The 16,083-nt window shown below is 70.6% G+C and carries 13 protein-coding genes; 6 read left to right on the top strand and 7 right to left on the bottom strand.

The window, feature by feature from the left end; all coding sequences use genetic code 11:
• The first annotated feature begins 25 nt into the window (after window positions 1-25).
• The 4 genes from H9L41_RS09185 (at window position 26) to H9L41_RS09200 (ending at window position 5,176) form a co-directional block, all read left to right on the top strand.
• Window positions 26-1,369 carry a hypothetical protein gene (locus H9L41_RS09185; RefSeq protein ID WP_169730192.1) on the top strand — a complete coding sequence of 448 codons (1,344 nt, stop codon included), beginning with the start codon at window positions 26-28 and terminating at the stop codon, window positions 1,367-1,369.
• Window positions 1,370-1,759: 390 nt separating this feature from the next.
• Window positions 1,760-3,772 carry a DUF2298 domain-containing protein gene (locus H9L41_RS09190; RefSeq protein WP_028446672.1) on the top strand — a complete coding sequence of 671 codons (2,013 nt, stop codon included), beginning with the start codon at window positions 1,760-1,762 and terminating at the stop codon, window positions 3,770-3,772.
• A complete protein-coding gene (locus H9L41_RS09195; RefSeq protein WP_034607131.1) occupies window positions 3,769-4,170 on the top strand; it encodes a GtrA family protein in 402 nt (133 codons plus the stop codon). The genes H9L41_RS09190 and H9L41_RS09195 overlap by 4 nt, the downstream gene beginning before the upstream one ends.
• Window positions 4,160-5,176, top strand: a complete 1,017-nt coding sequence (locus H9L41_RS09200; RefSeq protein ID WP_034607132.1) for a glycosyltransferase family 2 protein — start codon at window positions 4,160-4,162, stop codon at window positions 5,174-5,176. The genes H9L41_RS09195 and H9L41_RS09200 overlap by 11 nt, the downstream gene beginning before the upstream one ends.
• A 237-nt stretch (window positions 5,177-5,413) precedes the next feature.
• Here the strand turns inward: H9L41_RS09200 and pyk are convergent, their stop codons facing one another.
• From pyk to gcl, 7 genes are all read right to left on the bottom strand, one after another.
• Complete coding sequence (gene pyk, locus H9L41_RS09205; protein WP_028446674.1) at window positions 5,414-6,847, bottom strand: pyruvate kinase; 1,434 nt, start codon at window positions 6,845-6,847, stop codon at window positions 5,414-5,416.
• A 70-nt stretch (window positions 6,848-6,917) separates the two neighbouring features.
• Window positions 6,918-8,042, bottom strand: a complete 1,125-nt coding sequence (locus H9L41_RS09210) for an ABC transporter substrate-binding protein (RefSeq protein ID WP_169730193.1) — start codon at window positions 8,040-8,042, stop codon at window positions 6,918-6,920.
• Between the two features lie 65 nt (window positions 8,043-8,107).
• On the bottom strand, window positions 8,108-8,521 hold the full coding sequence (locus H9L41_RS09215; RefSeq protein ID WP_028446676.1) for a GlcG/HbpS family heme-binding protein: 414 nt from the start codon (window positions 8,519-8,521) through the stop codon (window positions 8,108-8,110).
• Window positions 8,522-8,840: 319 nt separating this feature from the next.
• Complete coding sequence (locus tag H9L41_RS09220; RefSeq protein ID WP_051319102.1) at window positions 8,841-10,121, bottom strand: glycerate kinase type-2 family protein; 1,281 nt, start codon at window positions 10,119-10,121, stop codon at window positions 8,841-8,843.
• Window positions 10,122-10,475: 354 nt separating this feature from the next.
• Window positions 10,476-11,369: a 2-hydroxy-3-oxopropionate reductase gene (gene glxR, locus H9L41_RS09225; protein ID WP_028446678.1), complete on the bottom strand. Its 894-nt coding sequence runs from the start codon at window positions 11,367-11,369 to the stop codon at window positions 10,476-10,478.
• A 187-nt stretch (window positions 11,370-11,556) separates the two neighbouring features.
• Complete coding sequence (hyi, locus tag H9L41_RS09230) at window positions 11,557-12,336, bottom strand: hydroxypyruvate isomerase (protein ID WP_028446679.1); 780 nt, start codon at window positions 12,334-12,336, stop codon at window positions 11,557-11,559.
• Between the two features lie 36 nt (window positions 12,337-12,372).
• Complete coding sequence (gcl, locus tag H9L41_RS09235; protein ID WP_028446680.1) at window positions 12,373-14,148, bottom strand: glyoxylate carboligase; 1,776 nt, start codon at window positions 14,146-14,148, stop codon at window positions 12,373-12,375.
• 326 nt (window positions 14,149-14,474) lie between these two features.
• On the opposite strand from gcl, the gene H9L41_RS09240 reads away from it, so the two are divergent.
• Together H9L41_RS09240 and H9L41_RS09245 are read left to right on the top strand one after the other, a co-directional pair.
• On the top strand, window positions 14,475-15,386 hold the full coding sequence (locus H9L41_RS09240; protein WP_028446681.1) for a LysR family transcriptional regulator: 912 nt from the start codon (window positions 14,475-14,477) through the stop codon (window positions 15,384-15,386).
• Window positions 15,387-15,507: 121 nt separating this feature from the next.
• Window positions 15,508-16,059 carry a hypothetical protein gene (locus H9L41_RS09245; RefSeq protein ID WP_051319103.1) on the top strand — a complete coding sequence of 184 codons (552 nt, stop codon included), beginning with the start codon at window positions 15,508-15,510 and terminating at the stop codon, window positions 16,057-16,059.
• Window positions 16,060-16,083 lie beyond the last annotated feature (24 nt).

A 16,083-nucleotide genomic window follows, 5' to 3' on the forward strand; every position in this document is an offset into this window, starting at 1 on the left:
AGACCCGGCATCGACTGCCGGGTTTTTGCTTTCGGGGCGCCGCGTTACATGGCCGCGGCTGCGGGTTGCGCCGTCGTCTGCTAATAAACAAGGGCAATCAAAAAAACCAAGCAATATCAAGGAGGATGGGATGGGTGAACTCGCATGGCAGCGCTCCCTGCGCGCATCGGAGCCGAGCAAGGGCAATGGGCCCTTCGTGAGCGGCAAGGCCAGCGCCAAGGGAGACCTGGACAGCATCAGTCATCATCGCGCGTCGATCGCCTTCCGCACCCGGCAGATGCCGCTGCAGTCGCCCAAGCGCGGCGGCGAGCTGTCGGCGATGCAGGGCGGCAGCCACGGTGGGCTGGCCTCGGGCGCCGGCGGCGATCCGCCCAGGCGGCCCAACGGTTTCGACAAATCCAACACCGGCCATTACGCGCCCGACGTCGGGCCTTTCGTTCCGCTGCATCCGAGCATGGCCTTCCAGATGGCCGACCCGCGCGGCGTCCGCCGCCAGGGGGCGCCGCTGTTCCCGGGCGGCCAGCGGCCGCGCGCCAACTCGATGCCGGCGCTGGGCCAGGACGGCGCGTTCTATTCGACCTTCCGCAGCGTGATGACGCACGGCCTGCTGCCGCAGAACGAGATGCGCCAGAAGGGCATCAGCTTCAATCCTTCCCACGACGGTCGCCAGCGCGATGCCAACCAGATCGAGGTGACCCGCCTGCCGGGCGGGCTGAGTCCGCGGCGGCAGGGAGTGGTGTCGCAGCAGGCGGTCAACAATCCTTACCACGGTGCGCTGACCGTGGTGCTGGAGCGCGGCCAGGAAATGCAGTCCCGCCAGCCGACGCGCCAGGATCTTTCCTTGGAACAGCGCATGCGGCTATTGAGCGCTCCGAACGAGGTCGGCCCGGCACTGGAGAACTACATGCTGGCGTCGCACGGACAGGTGCTGACGCAGCATGGCCAGCAGCAGGCAGAGCAACGCATGCACAGTTCCTTCCTGGTCATGGCGAATGCCAGCCAGCCGTCGAACTCGAATCGGGCGCACGAGCAGCAACGGCCGCGCCTCACGCCGCAGCAGATGAATCAGGTGGTGGTGCCCGAGCAGCACATGTCCGCCGCGCGGCAGGTCATCCGCGATCTCAACGTGCGCGGCGGCCTGGCATTTCCGCCGCTGCAGTCGATCCACAGCAGCAACGACATGGCGCCGCAGTACAACACGCGCAACGGCAATGCGGTCAACGTCAGCGGGATCCAGGCCCCGTCCTACCATACCGCGATCACTTCGCACGCCAACCGGCACGGCGACACCGACATCCACATCGTCAAGACCGGCCTGTCCCAGCAGGGACAGGCACCGCAGACACGGCCGCGCTCGCGCACCTTCTGAGGCTGCGGCCGGCCGGATCATGGAGGAGGGCGGCGGCCCGGGGCGGCGCCGCCGCTTGCCGTCTTCGGTGAGCCGGGCCGGTTCGCCGGCCGGGCGCATCCGCCGAGGCGCCTTCCCCGCTTCTCCGTCCGTTTCGACTACCGCCTAGCCCGCTCCCGTTCGCCAGGGAGACCGCCGTGGCGCTTCCTTGCCGGCGATCGCCGGTCCGCAACGACGGTATCCGCCGCCAGGGGCGCGAGTGTCGCGCCGTTGCCGCGCCGGCATGCTCCCGGTTGCCGCAATTTTTACCATACCATTACGATACCTCTATGCTGTGACGGGTCGTTCCGCCGATCGTCGCGGCCGCCACCGTCCTCTACCGCTCGAACACAACCTAATAAGGCGCAAGCCATGCAGCTCATCTATCACCTGCTCACCATCCTGCTGCTGTGGCTGCACCTGGCGGCGCTGGCCGCGCTGGCCGGGCCGCGGCTCGGCTCCTGGGCGATCGGCCGCGCCGGCGGGCTGCTGGCACTGGTATTGACCTTGTTTTGCCTCGAACACTTCGTCGGCCTCGGCGCGCTGACCGGCCTGTGGCCGGTGAGCACCCTGGCCGCGGCCGGCTGGCTGTGGCATCGCCGCGCGCAGCTGGCCGAGGGCGGCTTCTGGCGCGCCGAGCTGGTGTTCGGCCTGGCCTTCGCCTACGGCCTGGCCTGGAAGTTCGGCTTCCCGAGCATCTACCCGACGTCCGAACGCGTCACCGATCTCTACTTCATCGACAACTACCTGTCGGGCAGCCGCCTGCCGCCGCCCGACCTCTGGTATCCGCCCTACCGCTTCGACTTCTACTACGCGCTGCAGCACTACGGCGCCGCGCTGGCCGGCCGCTGGCTGCAGCTGTCGCCGGGGCTCACCTACAACCTGTCCTTCGCCATGCTGATGGCGCTGCCGATCGCGCTGGCCTGGGATCTGGCCAGCCGCTTCACCGCCAGCCGCGGCGCGCGGCTGCTGCTGGTGGCGGCGCTGGCGGTCGGCGGCACCGGCGCCGGCCTGGTCAACCGCTACCTGATCGAGCCGTCGCCGCAGGCCGGCGAGGGCGAGCTGAACCAGATCGTCGAGGACCGGATGTGGGGCAATGCGCGGCTGATCGGCCTGTACGACCAGCGCGGCAACACCGTATTCGCCCACGACTGGTTCCCGCGGCCGGCCGACGGCAAGATCGCGCGCGAACTGCCGCTGGAGAACTTCGGCTACCAGTACTACGTCGGCGACTACCATCCGCCGATCGGCGGCTATGCGCTGCTGCTGCTGGCGCTGGCGCTGATCTGCGCCTTCGAGATGGCGCCGGCCGGCGCCGCGGTGCGCAATGCCCAGCTGGCGCTGCTGGCGGCCACCGTGCCGGCGACCATCGCGGTCAATACCTGGGTGTTTCCGCTGCAGGCGCTGCTGATCGGCGGCTGGGCCGGCTGGCGCCACTGGCAGGCGCGGCGCGATCCCGAGCGCGCGGTCGGCTGGCCGGCGCTGCTGGCCGGCGGCGGCGCCGCGCTGCTGCTGCTCTATCCCTTCCTGGCCGGCTTCACCGCGCGCTCGCTCAATACTCCGATCCGGCTGGTGCAGAGCGGCGACCATACCCCGCTGATCTCCTTCCTGGCGCTGACCTGGCCGCTCTTGATCCTGCTGGTGCTGGGCCTGTTCCGCCGCGGCACGCGCGGGCTGGCGCTGTATTTCGCGCTGAGCTTCGGCCTGCTGCTGCTGATGTCGGAAGTGGTGTTCGTCGACGACCCGTCGGGCGACCAGTACCAGCGCACCAACACGGTGATGAAGTGGTGGGGCTGGATCTGGACCGGCGGGCTGACGGTGCTCGGCGCGCTGCTGCTGTCGGCGCCGGCGCGCTGGCAGCGCTGGGTGGCGGGCCTGGCGCTGGTCGGCACGCTGAGCTACGCGCTCGACGTCGCCAACTACTGGCGCAAGCAGGGCTTCCACGACTTCGGCCGGCTGTCCGCCGACGCCATCTACACCGGCGACCCGATAGTGCGCGCGATGTTCCGCCACCTGCGCGCGGCGCCCGACGGCATCGTGCTGGAGAACAGCTACGGCGACGCCTACCACGACGGCGGCATCTATTCGGCCTTCGCCGCCAAGCAGACGCTGCTGGGCTGGCCGTCCCACCTGAGCACCTGGCACGGCTACGTCGAGGAAGTCTGGACCCGCCGCGAGCAGATCCAGCGCTTCTACGCCGGCCAGCTGCCCGACGCGCGCCGCTGGCTGGCCGCCCACAAGGTCCGCTACATCGTCTGGAATCCGCGCGATTCCGCCGCCGGGCCGGCCTGGGCCATCATCGACGGCGCGATCCGCGACGACTACCAGTGGATCGGCTTCGGCCGCGCCGGCAACATGCCGGTCGGCCTGTGGGTCCGGCTGTGAGCCGGCTGGCGCTGCCGCTGCAGTTCGTCCGCTTCGCGGCGGTCGGCGCGGTCGGCACGCTGGCGCAGTACGCGGTGCTGTGGCTCGGCGTCGAGTTCGCGGGTCTGGGCGCCACCGTGGCGTCCTGCCTGGGCTACCTGCTCGGCGCGGTGGTCAACTACCTGCTCAACTACCACTTCACCTTCAGGAGCGCGCGCGCCCACCGCTCGGCCGCGCTGCGCTTCTGCCTGCTGGCGGCGGTGGGCTTCGCGCTCAACGCCGGCCTGATGGCGCAATTGACCGAGCGCTGGCTGTGGCCCTATCTGCCGGCACAACTGCTGGCCACCGGCCTGTGCCTGCTGTGGAACTTCACCGGCTCGCGGTTGTGGGCCTTCCGGGAGCAACGCCGTGCCGTCTAGACCCCTGCTGTCCGTCATCGTCCCCGCCTACAACGAGGAAGCGGTGCTCGCCGCCTTCCACGCCCGCCTCGCGGCGGTGTTCGACGGCCTGCCCGACATGCGCTGCGAAGTCGTCTACGTCAACGACGGCAGCCGCGACCGCACCCAGGCGATCATCGACGGCCTGTGCGAGGCCGATCCGCGGGTGGCCTCGATCGACCTGTCGCGCAACTTCGGCAAGGAGATCGCCATGACCGCCGGGCTCGACCATGCCGGCGGCGACTGGGTGGTGATGATCGACGCCGACCTGCAGGACCCGCCCGAGCTGATCCCGGCGCTGCTGGCCAAGGCCGCCGAGGGCTACGACACGGTCTACGCGCGGCGCACCCACCGCGATGGCGAGACGCTGCTGAAGAAGGCGACCGCGCGCGGCTTCTACCGGCTGATGGACCGGCTGTCGGGCAAGGTGCGCATCCCGCGCGACACCGGCGATTTCCGCCTGATGAGCCGGCGCGCGGTCGACGCGCTGCGCCAGCTGCGCGAGCAGCATCGCTTCATGAAGGGCCTGTTCGCCTGGGTCGGCTTCCCGTCGACCGCGCTCGACTACCGGCGCGACGCGCGCGAGGCCGGCGAGAGCAAGTTCAACTACTGGAAGCTGTGGAATTTCGCGCTCGAGGGCATCACCTCGTTCACCATCGGCCCGCTCAAGCTGGCGACCTACCTCGGCCTGACCGCGGCCGGCCTGGCCTTCGCCTACGGCCTGTGGATCGTGATCAAGACCCTGGTCTGGGGCGACGCGGTGCGCGGCTATCCGACCATCATGGTGACGGTGCTGTTCTTCGGCGGCGTGCAGCTGTTCTTCATCGGCGTGCTCGGCGAATACCTGGGCCGCATCTTCGACGAGACCAAGGGCCGGCCGCTGTATTTCGTGCAGGGGCATCGGGCGGCGCGGCAGGCGGCCGACGAAGTGCCGGCGATGCGCGTGCCGGCCGGGGTTGGCGCCGAGCCGGTGGCGCAGGAGCGCTGAACCGTCTGGCTCACCGTGGATATGCTATTGCCGCCAGCCGATCCACCCTGGCGGGGTAGGTCGGACTGAAGTCCGACCGCGTCGTCGATCGTGGATTGCCGTCGGACTGAAGTCCGGCCTACGGCGGCGCGCGAATCTGCTCCGTAGGAGCGGCTTCAGCCGCGAATGGGCGGGGGTGACGCGGCTGCCATTCGCGGCTGAAGCCGCTCCTACAGGCGTTCCATCGCCGCGTCCCGCTCAGGCAACCGCCGCGCCCACCTTCACGATCTTCAGCGTATTGCTGCCGCCCGGCTGGCCGATCGGCTCGCCCACCGTCAGCGCGATCAGGTCGCCCGGTTGCACCACGCCCTTCGCCAGCAGCAGCCTTTCCGCCTCCAGCAGCAGCGTCTCGCGGTCCTTGCCCTCGGTGACGATGCTCAGCGGCGACACGTTGCGGTACAGCGACAGCCGGTAGCGCGTGCGCAGCTCGGGCGTCAGCGCGTAGATCGGCACGCCGCAGTTGAGCCGGCTCATCCACAGCGTGGTGGCGCCCGACTGGGTCAGCGCGGCGATGGCCTTGACCTTGAGGTGGTGGGCGGTCCAGATCGCCGCCATCGCGACCGACTGGTCGATGCGGTCGAACACCCGGTCCAGCATCTCGTGATCGAGCCGCACCTCGGCCGACTTCTCGGCCTCGATGCAGGTACGCGCCATCGCCTCCACCGTTTCGACCGGGAACTGGCCCGAGGCGGTCTCGGCCGACAGCATCACCGCGTCGCTGCCGTCGAGCACCGCGTTGGCGACGTCGCTGACCTCGGCCCGGGTCGGCACCGGGCTGGCGATCATCGATTCCATCATCTGGGTGGCGGTGATGGTCAGCTTGTTCTTCTCGCGGGCGAGCCGAATCATCCGCTTCTGCAAGGCCGGCACCGCCGCGTCGCCGACCTCCACCGCCAGGTCGCCGCGCGCCACCATGATGCCGTCGGCGGCGTCGAGGATCTCCTCCAGCGCCGGGATCGCCTCGGCGCGCTCGATCTTGGCGATCAGCCGCGCGTCCGAGCCGGCCGCCCGCAGCAGCCGGCGCGCCAGCTCGATGTCGGCGCCGGACTTGGGGAAGGACACCGCGACGTAGTCCACCCCGAGCTCGGCGGCGACCACGATATCGTCCATGTCCTTGGCCGTCAGCGCCGGCGCCGACAGGCCGCCGCCCTGGCGGTTGACGCCCTTGTTGTTGCTCAGCATGCCGCCGACCCGCACGCGGCAGCGCACCTCCTGGCCGCGCACGTCCTCCACGTCGAACACCAGCCGGCCGTCGTCGAGCAGCAGCACGTCGCCGGCCGCCACCTCGCGCACCAGTTCCGGGTAATCGAGGCCGACGCGCTCGCCGTCGCCGAGCTGGCAGGCGGCGTCGAGGATGTAGGCCTGGCCCGGCACCAGCAGGGTCTTGCCCTCGGCCAGCTTGCCGACGCGGATCTTGGGGCCCTGCAGGTCGGCCAGGAAGCCGATGGTGCGGTCGGCGAACTCGGGCAGCAGCTCGCGCAGCAGGGCGATGCGCGCGCGGTGGTCGTCGTGGCGGCCGTGCGAGAAGTTCAGCCGGACCACGTCGACGCCGGCCGCCAGCAGGCGGCGCAGCGTGGCGCGGTCGGAACTGGCGGGGCCGAGCGTGGCGACGATCTTGGTGTTGCGGGGCATGGCGGGTTTCCTGTCGGGACGGCTGGATCGGATGGGATTGGAGGGGCTCGACCGCTTGCTCGGCGGCCTGCTATTGGACGAAATCGCCGTTGCTGCCGATCACCGACAGGTCGACGAAGCCGGAGCCCTTGCGCTGGCCGGGCTGGTATTCGAGGCGGAAGCCGCCGAGGTCGAGCCGGCCGAGCTTGTCGAGCGCGGCGGCGAGGCTCTTGCGGCTGGGCTGCGGGCTGGCGCGGCGCAGGCCCTCGGCCAGCAGCAGGCCGGCCAGGTAGCCCTCGAGCCCGGCGTGATGCAGCTCGTCGGTCTGCTGGTAGCGCTTGAGCGCCAGCCGGTAGCGGCCGGCCACCGGCTGGCTCGAATGCCAGGGCGAGGGCACCACGTGGGCGATGCCGATGCCGGCGGCGGCCGGGCCGAGGTCGCTGCGCAGCTGGGCGGCGCTGAGCACCGACAGGCCGACCAATTGGGCGGCCGAGCCGGTCTGCCGCCAGGCGCGCACGAAGCCGGCGCTGGCGGCGCCGGTGGTGGCCAGCAGCAGCGCCTCGGGCTGGCCGGCGGCCAGCGCGGCCGCCAGCGCCGGGTAGCCGGCGTTCGAGGCGGGCAGCGCGCGGCGGGCGGATTCCTGCAAGCCGACGCGGGCCAGCGCGGCGTCGAGCGCGGCCAGCTCGGCCGGGCCCAGCACGTCGGGCTGGTAGACCACCGCCAGCCGGCGCAGGCCCATGGCGGCGATCTGCTCGAGCAGGCGGTCGATCTCCTGGCCGTAGTCGGCGCGCAGCGGGAACACCAGCCGGCCGGCCCGGCGCAGCACGATGGCGCCGCTGAGCGGGTCGACCAGAGCGGCGCCGGCCGCGTCGGCCAGCGGTACGGCGGCCAGCGCGCTGGCGCTGCCGCTATAGCCGACCAGCGCCAGCACCTGTTCCTCGTCGAGCAGGCGGCGGGTATTGGCGAGCGTGCGCGCCGGCTCGCCGCCGTCGTCGAGCGCCACCAGGGCGAGCGGCCGGCCGCCGACGCCGCCGGCGGCGTTGACCTCGGCCAGCGCGGCGCGCAGGCCGCGCAGATAGTGGAAACCGTTCTCCAGCTGCGGCCCGGTCAGCGCGGCCGACAGGCCCAGCAGCAGGTCGCCGCCGGCGGCCGGCTCGGCGCGGGCGGGGGAGAGGGCCAGGACGAAGGCGAGCAGCAAGGCAGCGAAGCGAGCCACGGGGGCCTCCGCAATAGTCGGATCGGATGGGAAAAGACCCGGCCTGGAGCGGCCGGGCGGGCACTTCAGAAGGCGATCGAAGCCTGGATCGCGGCGACGCCGGCGCGGGCGACCTGGGCGTCCTCGCCGGCCTTGACGCCGGAGACGCCGACGGCGCCGATGCAGTCGCCGTCGACCACGATCATCTCGCCGCCCTCGAGCGGCACCACCGGCATGCGCAGCGCGGCGTAGCGGCCGTTGTTGACCATGTCCTCGAAGGTCTTGCTGGGCTTGCGCGCCAGCACGCAGGTGCGGGCCTTCTCGGGCGCCACCGCGGCGCTCATCGGCGGCGCGCCGTCCATGCGCTGCAGCCACAGCAGGTGGCCGCCTTCGTCGCACACGGCGATCGAGACCTGCCAGCCGCGCTGGACCGCTTCGGCTTCGGCGGCGGCGGCGATCTGTTTCACGTCGGAGAGGGTGAGGGCGGCGCGGGTACGCATGGGGTGCTCCTTCGATGGGCGGTTTTCGAACTGGTCCGGGGCAACAGGGTGGAATTGCCCGCCATATGCCTCGGGAATCGCTAGATCGAGCGGGGCGACCACAATTGCCCCGGCCTTGGTGGTCCGCTTTCGGATGGCTTGCAGTCAGGGCATGTCACGCACGAGCGCAGCGAGGCCCCTCGCGGCGGCGAGGGCGGGGGGAGTAGGGGTGAATCAGGGGTAAGCCCATGTTCGATTTCCCACTGGTCACGAATGCCCGGCTTGGCCGGGCGTTGCGCTGAAGCGCGATGTCTGGCAGATGCATGAAAGGACATAGGGCTTACCGCACCAGGATCGCCCGGAAATCGTTGACATTGGTCAGCGTCGGCCCGGTCACCAAGAGGTCGCCGAGCGCCTCGAAATAGCCGTAGCCGTCGTTGTCGGCCAGGTAATGCCTGGCGCGCAGCCCCAGCGCCTCGGCGCGGGCGTGGCTGTCGGGGTGGAGCAGGGCGCCGGCGTTGTCCTCGCTGCCGTCGATGCCGTCGGTGTCGGCCGCCAGCGCGTGGATGCGCGGATGGCCTTGCAGGTCGGCCGCCAGCGCCAGCAGGAATTCGCTGTTGCGGCCGCCGCGGCCATGGCCGCGCAGCGTCACCGTGGTCTCGCCGCCCGACAGCAGCACGCAGGGCGCGCCGAACGGTTGGCCGCGCTCGGCCACCTGGCGGGCGATGGCGGCGTGCGCCAGCGCGATGTCGCGCGCTTCGCCCTCCATCCGGTCCGACAGGATCCACGGCGTGAGGCCGAGTTCGCGAGCCTTGGCCGCGGCGGCTTCGAGCGCCATCTGCGGGGTGGCGATCAGCCGCGTCTCGCAGCGGTCGAAGCGCGGGTCGCCGGGCTTGGGCGTCTCGCCGCGGCCCGACTCGAGCAGCGCGCGGGCGGCCGGCGGCAGCACGATGCCGTAGCGCGCCACCACCGCCAGCGCGTCCTCGCAGGTCGTCGCATCGGGCACGGTCGGGCCGGAGGCGATGATGGCCGGGTCGTCGCCGGGCACGTCGGAGATCGCCAGCGTCACCACTCGCGCGGGCGCCGCGGCCAGCGCCAGGCGGCCGCCCTTGCTGGCCGACAGGTGCTTGCGCACGCAATTCATCTCGGCGATGGTCGCGCCGGAGCGCAGCAGGTCGGTATTGATCGCCTGCTTGTCGGCCAGCGTCAGGCCCTCGGCCGGCAGCGCCAACAGCGCCGAGCCGCCGCCCGAGATCAGGCAGATCACCAGGTCGTCCGGACCGAGGCCGCGCACCTTCTCGAAGATGCGCTCGGCGGCGCGCAGGCCGGCTGCGTCGGGCACCGGGTGGGCGGCCTCGACGATCTCGATGCGCGTGCACGGCGCGCCGAAGCCGTAGCGGGTGACCACCAGCCCGTCGAGCGGGCCGGCCCAGTGCTGTTCGAGCGCCTGGGCCATGGCGGCCGAGGCCTTGCCGGCGCCGACCACCACGGTGCGGCCGCGCGGCGGCTCGGGCAGGCAGGCCGGCACCCGCAGCGCCGGCCGCGAGGCGGCCAGGGCGGCATCGAGCAGGGACTTGAGCAGGTCGGCGGGCGGTAGATCGGTCTGGGGCAGGGTGGACACGCTGGGCTCCGTGGGGTTGGGCTGCTGCGAGTATTGCTCAGGGATCGCCGCGCAAAAATGGAACCGCGGGCCGCACTTGCCTTTCCGGCCGGGCAAACTGCGGTGCGTACCGCGGTCCGAACGACTACTCCCTGTATTGCCTGGTAGGGCGCGGCGGCGGGCCGCCGGGCCGGTGATCGGTGCTGCTTCGGGATGCCGGGGCGGCAGGCCGGGCTTCATGCCCGACCTGCGCAGGCATCCCGCCGGTGCTCGTCGCGATCCGCAGGAGCGGCTTCAGCCGCGAATGACGCCGGTTCTGCGTGAACCGGTTCGCGGCTGAAGCCGCTCCTACGGGGAAGTACGAAGCCTCGCGGCCTATTCCGCGTCCGGCGCCACCGTGTGGTTGGCCAGCAATTCCAGCGCCTTCACCATCGCCGAGTGGTCCCAGCCGCTGCCGCCTTGCGCGGCGCAGGCGTTGAACAGCTCCTGCGCGGTGGCGGTGTTGGGCAGGCTCACGCCGAGCGCGCGCGCGCTGGCCAGCGCAAGGTTCAGGTCCTTCTGGTGCAGCGCGATGCGGAAGCCCGGCTCGAAAGTGCGCTTGACCATCCGGTCGCCGTGCACCTCGAGGATGCGCGAGGCGGCGAAACCGCCCATCAGCGCCGTGCGCACCCGGGCCGGATCGGCGCCGGCCTTGCTGGCGAACAGCAGCGCCTCGGCCACCGCCTCGATATTGAGCGCGACGATGATCTGGTTGGCCACCTTGGCGGTCTGGCCGTCGCCGTTGCCGCCGACCAGGGTGATGTTCTTGCCCATCAGCGCGAACAGGGGCTTGACCCGCTCGAACGCGGCTTCCGGCCCGCCGACCATGATCGACAGCGTGGCGGCCTTGGCGCCGACCTCGCCGCCCGACACCGGCGCATCGAGGTAGTCGCAGCCGAGCGCATTGATGCGGCGGGCGAATTCCTTGGTCTCGATCGGCGAGATCGAGCTCATGTCGACCACCGTCTTGCCGGCGGTCAGGCCGGCGGCGACGCCGTGCTCGTCGAACAGCGCGGCGGCCACGTTGGGCGTGTCCGGCACCATGACGATGACGATCTCGGCCTGGCGCGCCACGTCGCGGGCGCTGGCGCAGGCGATCGCGCCGGCGTCGCGCAGCGATTGCGGCACTTCGCCGATGGTGTGGGCATACAGCGTATGGCCGCCGGCGATCAGGTGGCCCGCCATCGGGGTGCCCATGATGCCGAGGCCGATGAATCCTACGTTTGCCATGATGTGTCTCCTTGTTCTGGTTCGATCAATACAGGTCGTACGTTGCGTGTCCGGGACGACCGGCAGGGGGCGGGCTTCGGGGCTGTCCCGTAGGAGCGGCTTCAGCCGCGAATGGCCGTTCGTGACCGCTGCCGCCATTCGCGGCTGAAGCCGCTCCTGCGGGGGCGCGGATCGGCCATCCTGCTGTTCAGCCCGCCAGTTTCGCCCGCCAGCCCAGCCCGTCTTCCGTGGTGCTCGCCGGCTTGTATTCGCAGCCGATCCAGCCGTCGTAGCCGATCGCGTCCAGGTGACCGAACAGCCAGCCGTAGTTGATCTCGCCCGTGCCCGGCTCGTGGCGGCCCGGGTTGTCTGCGATCTGCACATGGCCGATGCGCGGCAGCGTGGCGGCGAGGGTGGCAGCCAGCTCTCCTTCCATCCGCTGCATGTGGTAGACGTCGTACTGGAGGAACAGGTCGTCGGCGCCGACCTCGTCCATGATCGCCAGCGCCTGGCGCGTGCCGTTCAGGTAGAAGCCGGGGATGTCGAAGGTGTTGATCGGCTCGATCAGCAGCCTCAGCCCGTGCGCCTTCAGCCGGCCGGCCGCGTAGTGCAGGTTCTCCACCAGCGTGGCGTGCGCATCGCGGGTGGTGACGCCCTCGGGCCGGATGCCGGCCAGGCAGTTGAGCTGGCCGACGCCGAGCGCCTGGGCATAGGCGATCGCCTTCTCCACCCCGGCGCGGAACTCGGCGGTGCGGTCCGGCAGGCAGGCGATGCCGCGTTCGCCGGCCGCCCAGTCGCCGGCCGGCAGGTTGTGCAGCACCAGCTTCAACCCGTTGTCGGCCAGCCGGGCGCGGATCTCGTCGGCGGCGAAGTCGTAGGGGAACAGGAACTCGACCGCCTCGAAACCGGCCGCCGCCGCGGCGGCGAAGCGGTCGAGGAAGGGCCGTTCGGTGAACAGCATGGTCAGGTTGGCGGCGAACTTGGGCATGGCTTTTCTCGCTCGTACAGGGTCGTTGTGTGCGGATCAGTCGAGCAGCGCGATGGCGGTCGGCGCGTCGCCGATGCTTTCGGCCAGCGGCTCGAATTCGTTGATGGCGTTGATCTCGGTGCCCATCGCCACGTTGGTGACGCGTTCGAGGATGATCTCCACCACCACCGGCACCCGGTATTCCGCCATCCAGGCGCGGGCCTGGGCGAAGGCCGGCTGGATCTCGTCCGGATGCTTGACCCGGATCGCCTTGCAGCCGAGGCCCTCGACCACCGCGACGTGGTCGACGCCGTAGCTGCCGAGCTCGGGCGCATTGATGTTCTCGAACGACAGCTGCACGCAGTAATCCATGTCGAAGCCGCGCTGCGACTGGCGGATCAGGCCCAGGTAGGCGTTGTTCACCACCACGTGCAGGTAGGGCAGCTTGAACTGCGCGCCGGCCGCCAGTTCCTCGATCATGAACTGGAAGTCGTAGTCGCCGGAGATCGCCACCACCTGGCGGGCCGGATCGGCCGCCGCCACGCCGAGCGCGGCCGGCGCGGTCCAGCCCAGCGGGCCGGCCTGGCCGCAGTTGATCCAGTGGCGCGGCTTGTAGACGTGCAGGAACTGCGCGGCGGCGATCTGGCTCAGGCCGATGGTGCTGACGTAGCAGGTATCGCGGCCGAAGGCGCGGTTCATCTCCTCGTACACGCGCTGCGGCTTCATCGGCACTTCGTCGAAGTGGGTGCGGCGCAGCAGCGTCTTCTTGCGCTCGCGGCATTCGGCCAGCCAGGCGCCGCGGTCCTTCAGCCGGCCGGCGGCCTTCAGTTCGCGCGCCACTTCGACGAACAGCAGCAGCGCGGCCTTGGCATCCGACACGATGCCGTAGTCGGGGTTGAACACCCGGCCGATCTGGGTCGGCTCGATATCGACGTGCACGAAGGTGCGGTCCTTGGTGTAGACGTCAACCGAGCCGGTGTGGCGGTTGGCCCAGCGGTTGCCGATGCCGAGCACGAAATCCGAGGCCAGCAGCGTGGCGTTGCCGTAGCGGTGCGAAGTCTGCAGGCCGACCATGCCGACCATCAACGGGTGGTCGTCGGGCACCGTGCCCCAGCCCATCAGCGTCGGTACCACCGGCACGCCGGTGATCTCGGCGAATTCCTGCAAGAGATCGGCCGCGTCGGCGTTGATCACGCCGCCGCCGGACACGATCAACGGCCGCTCGGCGGCGTCGAGCATGGCCAGCGCCTTCTCGATCTGGGCGCGGGTGGCGGCCGGCTTGTAGACCGGAAGCGGCGCGTAGGTGTCGATGTCGAACTCGATCTCGGCCATCTGCACGTCGAACGGCAGGTCGATCAGCACCGGGCCCGGCCGGCCCGAGCGCATCAGGTGGAAGGCCTGCTGGAACACCCGCGGCACCAGCGCCGGCTCGCGCACGGTGACCGCCCACTTGGTCACCGGCTTGGCGATCGATTCGATGTCGACCGCCTGGAAATCCTCCTTGTACAGCCGGGCGCGCGGCGCCTGACCGGTGATGCAGAGGATGGGGATCGAATCGGCCGAGGCCGAGTAGAGGCCGGTGATCATGTCGGTGCCGGCCGGGCCCGAGGTGCCGATGCAGACGCCGATATTGCCGGCGCAGGCGCGGGTGTAGCCTTCGGCCATGTGCGAAGCGCCCTCGACGTGGCGGGCCAGCACGTGCTTGATGCTGCCGCGCTTCCTGAGCGCCGAGTAGAGCGGATTGATGGCCGCGCCGGGCACGCCGAAGGCTTGCGCCACGCCTTCCTTCTCCATCACCCGGACCGCGGCCTCGACGGCTGTCATCTTCGCCATGTTGCTGCTCCTTCATGCTGTGGCCGAACGGCCTTGGTGGCCTGGTTCGGTATATTGTTAACAATCTAAGCTTAATTTTGTTTGCATGCTATGCCCGGCCTGGGCAAAATGGAATGACCGTTCCGGTTGGGGCAGTCGATACCGCGCGTATCGAATCGGACAGGGGGCCGGACTGAACCGGCGAGCATCCGTAGGTCGGGCTTCACGCCCGACAGCGATCTCGATCGGCGGCGCTGTCGGGCGTGAAGCCCGACCTAATGCGATGCAGCGCCGACTCGCGCGGCTCCCGCCATTCCCCCCGGACGGATCGCCACCGGAGAGCCGCCATGGACCGCTATACCCAGCTCGAAACCTTCGTCCGCGTCGCCGACAAGGGCAGCTTCGCCGCCGCCGCGGCCGCCGAGGGCGTGACCCCGGTGGTGGTCGGCCGCCGGCTCGATGCGCTCGAGGCGCGGCTCGGCGTGCAACTGTTCCACCGCAGCACCCGGCGGCTGACGCTGACCGAGGCCGGCGAGGGCTTCCTCGCCCGTTGCCGGCCGCTGCTGGCCGACTGGATCGAGGCCGAGAACGCCGCCAGCGCGGCGCGGCAGCAGGCGCACGGCCAGTTGCGCGTATCGGCGCCGGCCGCCTTCGGCCGCAGCCACGTCGCGCCGCACGCGACCGGCTTCCTGGCCCGGCATCCGGGCGTGCGGCTGTCGTTCAACCTGACCGAGCGGGTGGTCGACCTGGTGCAGGAGGGCTACGACCTGGCGATCCGGGTCGGCGAGGTGTTCGATCCCAACTACGTGGCGATCCGGCTGCATCCCAATCGCCGCGTGGTCTGCGGCACGCCGGGCTATTTCGCCCGCCACGGCGTGCCGGCCGCGCCGGAAGAGCTGGCCGAGCACAACTGCCTGGCCTTCAACGCCGAAGGGGGCCAGCCGCGCGGCTGGCATTTCCAGCGCGACGGCCGCGATTTCAGCGTGCGGGTGCAGGGCGACCTGGACTGCAACGACGGCGAAGCGCTGCAGCGCTGGGTACTCGAGGGCCGCGGCCTGGGCTGGCGCTCGACCTGGGAGATCCAGCGCGAGCTGGCGCGCGGCGAGCTGGTCACCGTGCTCGACGACTACGCCGGCCCGCCGTGCGACATCCAGGCGGTCTACCCGCAGCAGTCCTGGCTGCCGGCCAAGGTGCGCTGCTTCATCGACTATCTGAAGACGGTCTACGCCGTGCCCGGCTATTGGGACGCGGAGCGCTGAACGCCGGCGCTGTAACCTCCGTACCGGCGCATTCGTCTGCAGGACGGGCCCGCCGCGGCTAGGCTGGGTTGGATACCCATGCGGCCGGACGACCGGCCCCAACCCGACGGAGGAGGAAACGATGGACGACGTCACCGACTGGCGCTGGCTGGAAGACACCTATTGGTATGTGCAGCCGGCCCAGCTACCCGCGCTGCAATACGACCCCGACGACAACGCCCTGGCCTGGGTCTGCGACCAGACGGTCTGGCACTTCACCGGCTATCGCGACGGCTATCTGTGGGGCGTCTGCGCCACGGTCATGCAATCGGCCGGCGACGACGGCGGCCGGCCGGTCGATTTCACCATCGTGGGCAGCATCACGCCGGAAGGCCGGGTCTATCTCACCTTCGTCCCGGCGAGGAACTCGCGCTCGGCCACCGTCGGCATCGGCCGCGCGACGCCGCACAACGGCGGCACCAGCATGGAGATGCAGATGTCGTCGGGCTCGGGCACCCGCACCACCCATTGGGCCTACATGGCCCAGGTGAAGCCGGGCGAGCCGGCCTGGGACCGGCTGCCGGGCGCCGGCATCTCGGTGCCGCAGATGCTCGAGGGCTGCGAGGCGCCGGCCGCGCCACCTTCGCCGGCGGATGGGCAGGACGCCGGCGCGGCAGGTCGGAATGCCCGGTAGCGCAGGGCAGACCCTGAATTCCGG

The sequence above is a fragment of the Chitinimonas koreensis genome (assembly GCF_014353015.1).
GTDB classification, from domain to species: domain Bacteria; phylum Pseudomonadota; class Gammaproteobacteria; order Burkholderiales; family Chitinimonadaceae; genus Chitinimonas; species Chitinimonas koreensis.

Excerpts from the sequence above, each read along its gene's own strand:
- H9L41_RS09240 (WP_028446681.1), top strand. The coding sequence starts at position 14,475 with ATGGACCGCTATACCCAGCTCGAAACCTTCGTCCGCGTCGCCGACAAG.
- H9L41_RS09190 (WP_028446672.1), top strand. The coding sequence starts at position 1,760 with ATGCAGCTCATCTATCACCTGCTCACCATCCTGCTGCTGTGGCTGCAC.
- glxR (WP_028446678.1), bottom strand. The coding sequence starts at position 11,369 with ATGGCAAACGTAGGATTCATCGGCCTCGGCATCATGGGCACCCCGATG.
- hyi (WP_028446679.1), bottom strand. The coding sequence starts at position 12,336 with ATGCCCAAGTTCGCCGCCAACCTGACCATGCTGTTCACCGAACGGCCC.
- pyk (WP_028446674.1), bottom strand. The coding sequence starts at position 6,847 with ATGCCCCGCAACACCAAGATCGTCGCCACGCTCGGCCCCGCCAGTTCC.
- H9L41_RS09245 (WP_051319103.1), top strand. The coding sequence starts at position 15,508 with ATGGACGACGTCACCGACTGGCGCTGGCTGGAAGACACCTATTGGTAT.
- gcl (WP_028446680.1), bottom strand. The coding sequence starts at position 14,148 with ATGGCGAAGATGACAGCCGTCGAGGCCGCGGTCCGGGTGATGGAGAAG.
- H9L41_RS09215 (WP_028446676.1), bottom strand. The coding sequence starts at position 8,521 with ATGCGTACCCGCGCCGCCCTCACCCTCTCCGACGTGAAACAGATCGCC.